Annotated in this window: 11 protein-coding genes and 1 rRNA gene; 11 read left to right on the top strand and 1 reads right to left on the bottom strand. The window is 67.4% G+C overall.

Annotation, left to right across the window (positions count from 1 at the left end):
- The first annotated feature begins 110 nt into the window (after positions 1 to 110).
- Together rrf and glpK are read left to right on the top strand one after the other, a co-directional pair.
- Positions 111 to 224, top strand: a 5S ribosomal RNA gene (rrf, locus tag IMW82_RS09180).
- Between the two features lie 316 nt (positions 225 to 540).
- Positions 541 to 2040 carry a glycerol kinase GlpK gene (gene glpK, locus IMW82_RS09175; RefSeq protein WP_108470305.1) on the top strand — a complete coding sequence of 500 codons (1500 nt, stop codon included), beginning with the start codon at positions 541 to 543 and terminating at the stop codon, positions 2038 to 2040.
- A gap of 45 nt (positions 2041 to 2085) precedes the next feature.
- Here glpK and IMW82_RS09170 read toward each other — a convergent pair whose 3' ends face one another.
- The gene (locus IMW82_RS09170) at positions 2086 to 3021 is read right to left on the bottom strand and encodes a carbohydrate kinase family protein (RefSeq protein WP_108470306.1); all 936 of its coding nucleotides are present in this window, start codon (positions 3019 to 3021) and stop codon (positions 2086 to 2088) included.
- Positions 3022 to 3298: 277 nt separating this feature from the next.
- On the opposite strand from IMW82_RS09170, the gene IMW82_RS09165 reads away from it, so the two are divergent.
- From IMW82_RS09165 to IMW82_RS09125, 9 genes are all read left to right on the top strand, one after another.
- Positions 3299 to 4345 (top strand): rod shape-determining protein, encoded by a 1047-nt coding sequence (locus IMW82_RS09165; RefSeq protein ID WP_015446641.1) that lies wholly within the window; start codon positions 3299 to 3301, stop codon positions 4343 to 4345.
- A 12-nt stretch (positions 4346 to 4357) separates the two neighbouring features.
- Positions 4358 to 5332 carry a rod shape-determining protein MreC gene (gene mreC, locus IMW82_RS09160; protein ID WP_108470307.1) on the top strand — a complete coding sequence of 325 codons (975 nt, stop codon included), beginning with the start codon at positions 4358 to 4360 and terminating at the stop codon, positions 5330 to 5332.
- Complete coding sequence (gene mreD / locus IMW82_RS09155; protein WP_108470308.1) at positions 5329 to 5814, top strand: rod shape-determining protein MreD; 486 nt, start codon at positions 5329 to 5331, stop codon at positions 5812 to 5814. The genes mreC and mreD overlap by 4 nt, the downstream gene beginning before the upstream one ends.
- Before the next feature lie 16 nt (positions 5815 to 5830).
- Positions 5831 to 7837, top strand: a complete 2007-nt coding sequence (gene mrdA, locus IMW82_RS09150) for a penicillin-binding protein 2 (protein ID WP_108470309.1) — start codon at positions 5831 to 5833, stop codon at positions 7835 to 7837.
- The gene (gene rodA, locus IMW82_RS09145) at positions 7834 to 8949 is read left to right on the top strand and encodes a rod shape-determining protein RodA (RefSeq protein ID WP_108470310.1); all 1116 of its coding nucleotides are present in this window, start codon (positions 7834 to 7836) and stop codon (positions 8947 to 8949) included. Before mrdA ends, rodA begins: the two co-directional genes overlap by 4 nt.
- Positions 8950 to 9045: 96 nt before the next feature.
- Entirely contained in the window at positions 9046 to 10056 is a 1011-nt protein-coding gene (mltB, locus tag IMW82_RS09140; protein WP_108470311.1) for a lytic murein transglycosylase B, read from the top strand.
- On the top strand, positions 10053 to 10958 hold the full coding sequence (locus tag IMW82_RS09135; protein ID WP_108470312.1) for a septal ring lytic transglycosylase RlpA family protein: 906 nt from the start codon (positions 10053 to 10055) through the stop codon (positions 10956 to 10958). Before mltB ends, IMW82_RS09135 begins: the two co-directional genes overlap by 4 nt.
- Positions 10959 to 11034: 76 nt before the next feature.
- Positions 11035 to 12285: a D-alanyl-D-alanine carboxypeptidase family protein gene (locus tag IMW82_RS09130; RefSeq protein ID WP_108470313.1), complete on the top strand. Its 1251-nt coding sequence runs from the start codon at positions 11035 to 11037 to the stop codon at positions 12283 to 12285.
- Positions 12285 to 12575 carry a DUF493 family protein gene (locus tag IMW82_RS09125; protein WP_108470314.1) on the top strand — a complete coding sequence of 97 codons (291 nt, stop codon included), beginning with the start codon at positions 12285 to 12287 and terminating at the stop codon, positions 12573 to 12575. Before IMW82_RS09130 ends, IMW82_RS09125 begins: the two co-directional genes overlap by 1 nt.
- Positions 12576 to 12689: the final 114 nt, after the last annotated feature.

The raw sequence follows: 12689 nt of genomic DNA, 5'->3' as shown, positions 1-12689 counted from the left end.
ACGCGAAGTCCTTTTCGCGAAGAGCAAAACCCGCCATCCATGGCGGACTCTTCAGAAAGGCTTTGTCTCCAGACTGAAGCGGGCGCATCTTGCGCTGCTTCAACCCCTTCCCTGGCGGCCATAGCGGCGTGGTCCCACCTGATCCCATCCCGAACTCAGAAGTGAAACGCGCATGCGCCGATGGTAGTGTGGCTTTGCCATGCAAGAGTAGGTCACCGCCAGGGGCTTTATCCTGAAACACCCTCACCGGCAACGGTGGGGGTTTTTCTTTTTGCGCCGCTGGCGACCACTCGTCGCGACCCGCACAGGTCACCGCCAGGGCTTTATCCTGGAAGGCCTCCCCGCCCGGGGAGGCCTTTGTCTTTGTGGCGATTCGGGATGGCTGCTGCGTAAGCCTCTGCCCATCACATCTTTGTAATGCCCCAGCCCGGCGGCAAGCACACTTGCGCGCATGGAACATGAGAGAACGATGCGGGGCGATCGCCCCACTCCCGGCCTGTTGCTACTCTTTGCGGACAGGTTTGTGCGAAGGGAAGTGCCGTGGCGCAACGTTATGTTTTGGCGATAGATCAAGGCACGACCAGCTCGCGCGCGATGCTGTTTGATCGAGTCGGCGCCGTGGCCGGCTCGGCGCAACGCGAGTTCCGCCAGATTTTTCCGCAGCCCGGCTGGGTCGAGCACGATCCGAAGGAAGTCCTGGCCAGCGTGCTGGCGACGGTTGCCGAGGTGCTGGCCGCGGCACAAGTCGATGCCGACGAATTGGCCGGTATCGGCATCACCAACCAGCGCGAAACCGCCGTGGTGTGGGACCGGTACACCGGCCAGCCGGTCTACAACGCCATCGTCTGGCAGTCGCGGCAGAGCCTGGCGATCTGCGAGAAGCTGGAGGCGGACGGTTATGCCCCGCTGGTGCGCGAAAAGACCGGCCTACTGATCGATGCGTACTTTTCCGGCAGCAAGATCCGCTGGATCCTCGATCATGTCGACGGTGCCCGCGCCCGTGCGAAGCGCGGCGACCTGCTGTTCGGCACGATCGACAGCTGGCTGATCTGGAATCTCAGCGGTGGCAAGCTGCATGTCACCGACGTCAGCAATGCAGCGCGTACGCTGTTGTTCGATATTCATACCCGACGGTGGGATGACGAATTGCTGCGCATGCTGGATATCCCGCGCAGCATGCTGCCGCAAGTGCGTTCGTGCAGCGAGGTATACGGCCATACCGTGGCGCTACCCGGTTTACCGGCCGGTGTGCCGATCAGCGGCGTGGCCGGTGACCAGCAGGCGGCCTTGTTCGGCCAGGCCTGCTTCGCGCCCGGCATGGCCAAGAACACCTACGGCACTGGCTGCTTCATGCTGATGCACACCGGAATCCAGGCGGTGCCCTCGCGGCATGGTCTGCTGACCACGATCGCGTGGGAGCTGGATGGCGTCGTCGAGTACGCGCTGGAGGGCAGCATCTTCGTCGCCGGCTCGGTGGTGCAGTGGCTGCGCGATGGCCTGCAGATGCTAGTGCACGCCAGCGATTCGCAGGCCTGCGCGGAGAGCGTGGAATCCAGCGAAGGCGTGTACCTGGTGCCAGCCTTTGTCGGGCTGGGCGCGCCGTACTGGCGCAGCGACGTGCGCGGCGCGATGTTTGGCCTGTCGCGCGGCACTCGCAAGGAGCACGTGGTGCGCGCGGCGCTGGAGTCGATGGCCTACCAGTCGCGCGATGTGCTGGCCGCTATGGAGGCCGATGCCGGAATCCCGCTGAAAGAGCTGCGTGCGGATGGCGGTGCGATCGCCAACGATTTCATGGCGCAGTTCCAGAGTGACATGCTCGGCGTGCCGGTACTGCGGCCGAAGATCGCCGAGACTACCGCGCTGGGCGCGGCCTACCTGGCTGGCCTGGCCGTGGGGTTCTGGGAAAGCCGCGAGCAGATCGCGGCGCTGTGGCAGGTCGATCGATGCTTCCAGCCCGCGATGGAGGAGTCGCATCGCGAGCAGTTGTACCGCGGCTGGCGGGATGCGGTGAATGCCACCATCGGTTTTCGCGTCAACTGAAAGCGGCGAACAACCCGCGGTGTGCGGGCCGCGATCGGGTCGCGGTCAATCCAGTGCGTAACCGAACTGGTCGAGGAACTCCGCGGCGAACTCGGCATAGCTGAAACGCTGGTTCTGCGTGCCGGGGTGCTCCACTTTCAGCGCGCCCATCAGCGAGGCCATACGGCCGGTCGTGGGCCAGTCCTTGCCACGCATGATGCCGAAGATCAGGCCGGCACGATAAGCGTCGCCGCAGCCGGTCGGGTCCACGATCTGGCGTTCGCGCGCCGGCGGAATATGGTGGGTGTCGCTGCCGACGTGGATGACCGAGCCACGAGGTCCCTGCGTCACGATATAGGCCGTCACCTGCCCGGCGATCTCGGCGGCACTCCAGCCAGTGCGTGCCTGCAGCAATTGCGATTCGTAGTCGTTGACGATCACGTAGGTCGACTTGCCGATCATTGCGCGGAACTCGTCGCCGTTGAACAGCGGCATCGCCTGGCCCGGGTCGAAGATGAACGGCACACGGCGCGCGGCGAACTCATCGACGTGCTGCAGCATCGCCTCGCGACCGTCGGGGGCGACGATCGCGAAGTCGATCCCGGGGATGTCGCGCACGTGGTTTTCCTGCGCGCTGGACATCGCGCCAGGATGAAAGGCGGTGATCTGGTTGTTGTCCAGGTCGGTGGTGATGAAGCACTGCGGGGTGAACTGGTCGTCGAATTCGCGCACGCCGTCGAGGCGGATGCCGCATTGCTCCATGTGCTTGCGGTACGGCCCGAAGTCCTGGCCCACCGCCGCCACCGGCAGCGGATCGCCACCGAGCAGCTTGAGGTTGTAGGCGATGTTGCCGGCGCAGCCGCCAAACTCGCGGCGCATCCGCGGCACCAGGAACGACACATTCAGGATGTGCATCTGGTCGGGCAGGATGTGGTTCTTGAACTGGTCCTGGAACACCATGATGGTGTCGTAGGCCAGCGATCCGCAGATGACGGCAGACATGATGTGCGGGAACCCCCGGGCATGAGTGGAAGGACCGCGAGTGCCGCGGCCGGCCGAACGCCGAACCGGTCGGCTCCGGCCAAAGGCTGGAATCGTACCGCTATCCGACCTTGTTGGCGACTTCCCGCGAGGATGCCCAGCTCACTTCGAGGCGCAGAAAGTGTGCTTATGGTCGTGTTGTAGAAGGGTTTCTTAACGTTATTGTCCTTGCGCGGGCCGGTCACGCTGACTAGACTGGCGAGCTTACTTTTTAGCCAGGCCGGACCACGGCGGACCCATGTTCAAGAAGTTTCGCGGGATCTTCTCCAACGACATCTCCATCGACCTCGGCACGGCCAACACGCTGATCTATGTGCGTGGCCAGGGCATCGTGTTGAATGAACCCTCGGTGGTGGCGATTCGCCAGGATCGCGGCCCCGGCGGCCCGCGCACGATCGCGGCGGTCGGCAGCGACGCCAAGCGCATGCTCGGCCGCACGCCGGGCAACATCGCCACGGTGCGGCCGATGAAGGACGGCGTGATCGCCGACTTCACCATGACCGAGGCGATGCTGCAGCACTTCATCAAGCAGGTGCACAAATCGCGCTTCCTGCGCCCGAGTCCGCGCGTGCTGGTGTGCGTGCCGTGCGGCTCGACCCAGGTCGAGCGCCGCGCGATCAAGGAATCGGCCGAAGGCGCCGGCGCCCGCGACGTGTTCCTGATCGAGGAGCCGATGGCCGCGGCGATCGGCGCCGGCATCCCGGTGCACGAGGCGCGCGGCGCGATGGTGCTGGACATCGGCGGCGGCACCTCGGAAGTGGCGGTGATCTCGCTGAACGGCATCGTCTACTCGCAGTCGGTGCGCGTGGGTGGCGACCGCTTCGACGAGGCGATCATCAACTATGTACGACGCAACCACGGCACCCTGATCGGCGAATCCACCGCCGAGCGCATCAAGCTGCAGATCGGCTGCGCGTTCCCGCAGGGTGAGGTCAAGGAGATCGAGATCTCCGGCCGCAACCTGGCCGAGGGCGTGCCGCGCATGTTCACGATCAACTCCAACGAAATTCTGGAAGCGCTGCACGAGCCGCTCGCCGGCATCGTGGCCGCGGTGAAGTCGGCGCTGGAACAGACCCCGCCGGAACTGTGTTCGGACGTCGCCGAGCGCGGCATCGTGCTCACCGGCGGCGGTGCGCTGCTGCGCGACCTCGACCGCCTGATCTCCGAGGAAACCGGCCTGCACGTGCAGGTGGCGGACGATCCGCTCACCTGCGTGGCGCGCGGCGGTGGCAAGGCGCTGGAGCTGATCGATCAGCACGGCAGCGATTTCTTCGCGCCCGAATAAGCCGCGTCCACGATGGCGCGCGCCCGTGACGAGTCTTCGCCGCTGTTCGCCGGCAATGCCGCCGGCACGCTGCGGCTGATTGTCTATCTCGCGCTGGCCGTGGTGCTGATGGTTCTCGACCATCGCAACGGCTGGCTGTGGCGCTTGCGTTACACCGCATCGGCCGTGGTCGAGCCGGTGTACCGGCTGGCCGGCTTGCCAGCGGTCGGGATTCGCGCGGTGGGCGTGGCGTTTGCCGACCGCCAGCGGCTGACCGAGCAGAACCAGCGCCTGCGCGAGGACCTGCTGCTGGCCAACGCCAAGTTGAACCGGATGGCGGCTGTCGCCGAGCAGAACCAACGGCTGAAGGAACTGCTCGATACCCAGCACAGCCTGGAATTGAACGTGCAACTGGCGCGGGTGATCGGCGTGGACCTGGGTGCCTACCGCTACCGGCTCACCCTGAACATGGGCGCGCGCGACGGGGTCCGGCCGGGCCAGCCGGTGATCGACGCGCATGGCGTGATGGGCCAGGTGAAGGAAGTGCTGCCAACCACCTCGGTGGTGATGCTGATCACCGACCCGGCGCATGCGATCCCGGTGGTGGTCGAGCGCACCGGCCTGCGCACCGTGGCTTATGGTTCGCGCGACGGCGACCAGCTTGCCCTTCCAAACATTCCGCTGGCTGCCGACGTGCGTGTCGGCGACAAGCTGCTCACCTCGGGCCTCGGCGGACGCTTCCCGCCGGGCTTTCCGGTTGGCGAGGTGCGCTCGGTGGCGCCGGCGGCGACCGGCATGTTCCTGGTGGCGATGGCGCAGCCGGCGGCGGATCTCGATCGCAGCGAGGACGTGCTGCTGCTGCACGACCTGGCCGAGCCGGACGGCCCGCCCGCGCCGGTGACGCCGATGGGGCCGCCGGCTGACCTGGCGCCGACCGGCGCCGCCTCGGCCGCCCCGCCAGCCGCCCCACCGGCAGTCCCGCCGGCAGCCCGCGGAGCGCTGCGATGAACAAGCAGCGCCTGAGCCTGTGGTGGTTCGTCGGCACGCTGGTGTTCGCGCTGCTGTCGATGCTGGTGCCGCTGCCTGGCGTGCTGGAGCCGTTCAAACCGTACTGGCCGGCGCTGTTCCTGCTGTACTGGTCGCTGGAATCGGAAGAGCGGGTCACCCTGGGGCTGGCTTTCAGCGTGGGCCTGGCGGCGGACCTGCTCAACGGCGTGGTGCTGGGCGAACAGGCCCTGCGCCTGTGCGCGCTGGCGTTCATCGCGTTGCGCTTCCGCTCGCGGCTGCGCTTCTTCCCGATGTGGCAACAGGCGCTGGCGGTGCTGGCGCTGCTGCTGAACGACCGCATCTTGCTGCTGATCGTGCGTGTGCTGGCCGGCGCCTCGCTGCCGCCGGCGAGCTGGTGGATCTCGCCGTTCGTGGGTGCCGCGCTGTGGCCGTTCCTGTTCCTGCTGCTCGACGACCTGCGCGCACGGCTACGGATCCAATGAGCCATGAACCAGTGACATGAAACCCCGGCGTTCGATCAAGGACCCCCGCGGCGAAAGCCTGCTGTTCCGGCGCCGCGCGCTGGCCGGTTTCGTGCTGATTCTGCTGTGCCTGTGCCTGCTTGTGGGCCGCTTCGTGTTCCTGCAGGTGATGCATCACGACGAGTTCGTCACCCGTTCGCAGGCGAACCGGGTCAAGCCGCGCGCGATCCCGCCGGCGCGCGGGCTGATCTACGACCGCAACGGCGTGCTGCTGGCCGACAACGTACCGGCGTTCCGGCTGGAAGTGGTGCCCGAGCAGATCAAGGACATGCCGGCGCTGCTGGCCCGGCTGGGCCAGGTGGTGCCGCTGGACCAGGACGACCTGGACGCGTTCCGCAAGCAGCTGAAGCAGAGCCGGCGTTTCGAGAACGTGCCGCTGAAGATGCGCCTGACCGAGGACGAAATCGCCCGTTTCGCGGTGAACCGCTGGCGCTTTCCCGGCGTGGACGTGGTGCCCTACCTGACCCGGCGCTATCCCTTCGGCGGGCTGTTCGCGCACGTGGTGGGCTACGTCGGTCGCATCGACGCGGACGATCTGGAACGGCTCGATCCCAAGCGTTACCAGGGCACCAGCCACGTCGGCCGCAGCGGCATCGAGCGTTCCTACGAGGATGTCCTGCATGGCACGCCGGGCTACGAGTTGCTGGAGGTGAATGCCGACGGTCGGACCCAGCGTGTGCTCGAAACGCATGCGCCCACGCCCGGCAAGAACCTCTACCTCAGTCTCGACGTGCGCCTGCAGAAGGCTGCCGAAGCGGCGTTCGACGGGCGCCCCGGTGCGGCGGTGGCGATCGACCCGCGCAACGGCCAGGTGCTGGCGATGGTCAGCGTGCCCACGTTCGATCCCAACCTGTTCGTCAACGGCATCGGCCAGGCCGACTACGCTGCGCTGACCAACGACCCCGACAAGCCGCTGTACAACCGCGCGTTGCGCGGCGTGTATCCGCCCGGCTCCACGGTGAAGCCGCTGGTCGGCCTGGCCGGGCTGGAAACCGGCCTGCGCACGCCGCAGGACACCGTCGTCTCCACCGGCGTGTTCTACATTCCGGGCCAGCAGCGCGGCTATCGCGATGACCAGCGTGGCGGCGTGGGACGGGTCGACCTGGTCGGCGCCATCGAGCAGTCGGTGAACACCTATTTCTACAAGCTCGCACTGGACATGGGTATCGACCGGTTCAGCGCGTTCATGGGCAAGTTCGGTTTCGGCCGCCCGACCGGGGTCGACCTGATCGGCGAGTCGTCCGGCGTGTTGCCCTCGCGCGAATGGAAGGCGGCGAACCTCAGGCAGCCGTGGTATCCCGGCGAGACGGTGATCGCCGGCATCGGCCAGGGTTTCTGGGCAGTCACGCCATTGCAGCTGAGCCATGCGTACGCCACCTTCGCCGGCCACGGCATCCCGTACGCACCGCGGGTGGCGATGGCCACCCAGGACGGCGTCAACGCGCAACTGCAAGCGCTGGCCAATCCGCCCAGCGGACCATCGCTGATCCGCAAGCCGTCCGACTGGGACGCAGTGAACCAGGGCATGGAGCAGGTGATCTACGGTGCCAGGGGCACCGGCCGCAAGCTGGGCGTCGGCTTCCCGTACCTGATGGCTGGCAAGAGCGGCACCGCCGAGCGTTTCTCGCGTACCTCCGAGGCGTATGACACCAATCGCAACACGGCTTACCTGGCCGCCCGCCACCGCGCCTGGTTCGTCGCCTACGCGCCGGCCGACAACCCGCAGATCGCGGTGGCGGCAATCCTCGAATCCGGCGCCTGGGGCGCGGAGGCGGCCGGGCCGATCGTGCGCACGATCCTCGATACCTGGCTGGCCGGGCACGGCGGCGTGATCGCCGACGCGAAGCGCCTGCCGGTATCCGCCGCACCGCTGGCGCCGCAGGCCGCACCGGCGGCAGGCGCTCCACCCGATGCCGGTACGGAGAACGACGAGCCGGTGGAGGATCTGCCGGCGCAGGCGACGACCAGTGGAGGCACGCCATGACCGGGGCACTACAGGCGCGAGCGCGCCGCTTCCTGCGCCGCATCCTCAGCCGGCCGCGGATCGATCTGCCGCTGGCGCTCGGCCTGTTCGTGCTGGCGCTGACCGGCTTGGTCACGCTGTACAGCGCCGGCGACGGCAGCCTGGTGCTGGTCGGCGGCCAGGCCGGCCGCTTCGTGCTGGGCGCGGCGCTGCTGCTGCTGGTGTCGCGCATTCCGCCGCCGGTGCTGCGCGACTGGACGCCATGGCTGTACGCCGGCAGCACTGCGCTGCTGGTGGTGGTGGCGGTGCTGGGCGAGGGGCGCGGTTCGACCCGCTGGCTGGACCTGGGCGTCATGCGCTTCCAGCCGTCCGAACTGCTCAAGCTCACGATGCCGATGATGGTGGCCTGGTACCTGCACCCGCGTCAGTTGCCGCCGGGCTGGAAGGACATCGCGGTGGTCGGCTTGCTGATCGCGGTTCCTGCCGGGCTGATCGCCGAGCAACCGGACCTGGGCACCGCCGTGCTGGTGACCGCGGCTGGCGCGTTCGCGTTGTTCCTGTCCGGCATGGCGTGGTGGCGCATCGGCCTGTTGGTCGGCGCGGTCGCCGGGATGATTCCGGTCGGCTGGCATTTCCTGCACCAGTACCAGCGCGACCGCGTGCTGACCCTGCTCAACCCCGAGTCCGATCCGCTCGGCAACGGCTGGCACATCATCCAGTCGCAGATCGCGGTGGGCTCCGGCGGCATCTTCGGCAAGGGCTGGCTGCACAGCACGCAATCACGGCTGGATTTCCTGCCCGAGCACACCACCGATTTCATCTTCGCGGTGTTCTCCGAGGAGTTCGGGCTGGTCGGGGTGATCGCGCTGGTCGCGCTGTACGCGTTCATCATCGGCCGCTGCCTGTGGATCGCGATGGAGGCGCGCGACACCTACTCGCGCCTGCTCGCCGGCGCGATCGGCATGAGCTTCTTCGTCTACGTGTTCGTCAACGGCGGCATGGTGGCCGGCATGCTGCCGGTGGTCGGCGTGCCGTTGCCGCTGATCAGCTACGGCGGCACCTCGGCGGTATCGCTGCTGACCGGCTTCGGCGTGCTGATGTCGATCCACGCCAACCGCAAGATGCACCTCTGAACGCGGCCAGCACCGCTCCAGCGTCGTGCCCGAAGTTGCGCCCGCGTGCGTGCTAGGCTTTCGGCGATATCGTTATTCTGTGAGCGAAGCCACGACATGACCGCCGCGCCTGTGCCGCACCCGGCCCGTTTCCTCGCCATCCTCGGCCTGCTGTGGATGGGCGCCGCGACCCCGGCCATGGCGACGACGCACCCCGGCCAGGCCGAGCTGGTGCGCGAGGTGGCGCAGGAAACCGGCAAGAGCCCGCAGGCGCTGAACGCGCTGCTCGACGGGGCGAGGATGCAGCAGGGCATTCTCGATGCGATCAGCCGCCCGGCCGAGGCGAAGCCGTGGAAGGATTACCGGCCGATCTTCCTCACCGACCAGCGTATCAATGACGGCATCGCGTTCTATCGCGAACATCGCGCGCTGCTGGAGCAGATCGGCAAGCAGTACGGTGTGGCGCCGCAGTACATCGTGGCGATCGTCGGCGTGGAGACCAGCTATGGCCGCAACACCGGCAAGTACAAGGTGCTCGACGCCCTGGTCACGCTGGGCCTGTACTACCCGCCGCGGGCGACGTTCTTCCGCGAGCAGCTGAAGGAATTGCTGGAGATGCCGGACAACCACCTGGCCGGGCCGATCGACACGCTCACCGGCTCCTACGCCGGTGCGCAGGGCTGGGGCCAGTTCATGCCCACCAGCATCCGCGACTTCGCGGTGGACGCCGACCACGACGGCCGCATCGACCTGTCGAACTCGCTGCCGGACATCTTCGCCAGCGTGGCGAACTACTTCGTGCAGCATGGCTGGGTCGCCGGCGGCCCGGTGGCGGCACGGGCGCAACCGGACGGCGCGGCGAAGCCGATCGCGGTGAAGGATGCCAGGCCGCAGTGGCCGCTGGAGCAACTGGAGGCGTGGGGCTATGCGCCGCTGCAGCCGCTGTCGCCGGCCGAGCCCAGCAGCCTGCAGACGCTGGAAGGGCCGAACGGACCGGAGTACTGGTTCACCTTCCGGAACTTCTACGTGATCACCCGCTACAACCGCAGCCCGCTGTATGCCATGGCGGTCGACCAGCTGGCGCAGGCGATCGCCGCTGGCGTGGACTCGGCGGACGTCGCGCGATGAGGGCGGCAGGCGTTGCGTTGCTGGTGCTGGCGGCCCTGTTGCTGGCCGCTTGCGGCAGCCACCGCACGAGACCCACGCATGGCGGCAGCCATCAGGATCGTGCGTGGAGCCAGCCGCCGACCGGCAGTCGCGATGGTTTTCGCGATGACCTCAGCAAGCCGCAGGGCAGCCGCTATCGCGACGGCGAGGACAGCGTGCCGCCGCCGCTCGACGTCAGCAAGCTGGTCGAGCCGGTGCCGAAGGCGGAGCCGCGCTCGCTGTACGGCAACAAGTCGCCCTATACCGTGCGCGGGCAGACCTATCGCGTGCTGCCCAGTGCGCGCGGCTACGACGAGCGCGGCATCGCCTCGTTCTACGGCAACAAGTTTCACGGCTACAAGACCTCCAGCCTGGAGACCTACGACATGTACGCGTTCAGCGCGGCCAGCACCACACTGCCGCTGCCCAGCTACGCGCGCGTCACCAACCTGGAGACCGGCAGGAGCGTGATCGTGCGGGTCAACGACCGCGGCCCATTCCACGACAACCGGCTGATCGATCTGTCCTACGCCGCCGCGGTGAAGATCGGCATCTGGCCCAAGGGCACCGGCCTGGTCGAGGTGCGCGGGATCGACCCCGGCCAGCCGCTGCAGGAACTGCCGCCGCCGGCCGTGGTCACAGGCGGACACCCGGGTATCTACCTGCAGGTGGGCGCGTTCGCCGACGCGGACAACGCCGACCGGCTGGCCCAGCGCCTGCGCCGGGCCAACCTCGGTGCGGTGCAGGTGAGCGAGGCCATGATCAACGGCCAGCGGGTGCGCCGCGTGCGGGTCGGGCCGCTGGCCAGCGTGGATCGCGCCGACCAGGTCACGGCCCGGATCGAGGGCATGGGTCTGCCGCGGCCTCAGGTCGCGGTAGACTGAGCAGGATTTGCACCACTCTTTTCCATCCAGTCGGCACACATCACGCCGGCATCCAGAAACCGGACTGAACACCACGATGAATTTTTTCCGCCGCATCCTGATCCCGTTCGCCACCGTCCTGCTGGTCGGTGTTGCCGTTGCCCAGACGCCGCCGCGCCCGTCGCCGGTACCGCGTCCGGTGGTGCCGGACGCACCGGTGCCGCCGCCGCCGGATGTCGACGGCAAGAGCTGGGTGCTGATGGATTACGCCACCGGCCAGATCCTCGCCAGCAAGGAACCGGACCAGCGCGTGGAGCCGGCCTCGATCACCAAGGTGATGACCGACTACGTGGTCTCGGCCGAGGTGGCCAACGGCAAGGTGCACATGACCGACCCGGTGACCATCAGCGAGAACGCCTGGCGCGGTGGTGGCGCCGGCACCGACGGTTCCACCAGCTTCCTCAAGCTGAACAGCCAGGTGCCGCTGAAGGACCTGCTGTACGGCATGATCATCCAGTCCGGCAACGACGCCGCGATTGCGCTGGCCGAGCACACCGCCGGCTCCGAGCAGGCGTTTGCCGGGCTGATGAACGCGTATGCCAAGCAGCTGGGCATGGCCAACTCGAATTTCGAGAACGCCTCCGGTTACCCGATCGCGAACCACTACACCACCGCGCACGACATCGCGATCCTGTCGCGCGCGCTGATCCATGATTTCCCCGACGACTACGCGATCTCCGCGATCAAGGAGTTCGAGTGGAACGGCATCAAGCAGCACAACCGCAACACCCTGCTGTGGCGCGACCCCAGCGTGGACGGCATCAAGACCGGCCACACCGCGGCGGCCGGCTACTGCCTCGCCGCGTCGGCGAAGCAGGGTGAGGCGCGCATGATCGCGATCGTGATGGGCGCCAGCAGCGAGAAGGCGCGCGCCGATTCGGCAATGGCCCTGCTCAACTACGGCTTCCGCTTCTACGAGACGCACAAGCTGTACGACGCCAGCAAGCCGCTGGCCACGCCGCGACTGTGGAAGGGCGCGGCGAACCAGTTGCCGCTGGGCGTCGCCGACAATGTGCTGGTCACCGTCAAGCGCGGCCAGTACGACCAGCTCAAGGCCACCATGGACATCCCTGCCACGCTGATCGCGCCGTTCAGCAAGGGCCAGCAGATCGGCACCTTGCGCATCACGCTGGATGGCCAGCTGGTGCAGAGCGTGCCGCTGATCGCACTGCAGGATGCGCCACAGGGCGGCTTCTTCTCGCGCCTGTGGGACAGCATCCTGCTGTGGTTCCACAGCGACAAGAAGGCCGATGCGAGTGCGCCGGCCAAGAGCGCGGATGCGAAGTAATGCACGAGATCGACTTCGGCCAGGCGAAGCAGGACGGCAAGGGCTTCCAGTTTCCTGGCGAGTTCGAGATCACCGCGGTCGGCAACGCCAGCGCGAACCTGCCGACCCACGTGCCGCAACTGCTGGAGCGCGCCGGCCTGCACGTGCTGCACGAGAGCGTGCGGCACCGCCACTCCGGTGCCGGCAACTTCGTCTCGGTCACGGTCAGCTTCCGCTGCGACAGCCGCGAGCAGTACGAAGCCGCACACCATGCGCTGCGTGCCGATCCGGGTATCCGGTATACGTTGTGAAAATCGGGAATAGGCAATCGGGAAAGCTGGTGTTCGTGGTAGCCCGGGCATCGACGACCGGCATGAGCACCTCTCGCCGGATTCCTGCCGTCGACAAAGACCATCCATTGCCCC

The organism is Rhodanobacter sp. B2A1Ga4 (genome assembly GCF_018101315.1).
Lineage (GTDB): Bacteria > Pseudomonadota > Gammaproteobacteria > Xanthomonadales > Rhodanobacteraceae > Rhodanobacter > Rhodanobacter thiooxydans_A.
Note: the sequence above shows the minus strand (reverse complement) of the source record. Positions and strands in the feature narration are given on the sequence as shown.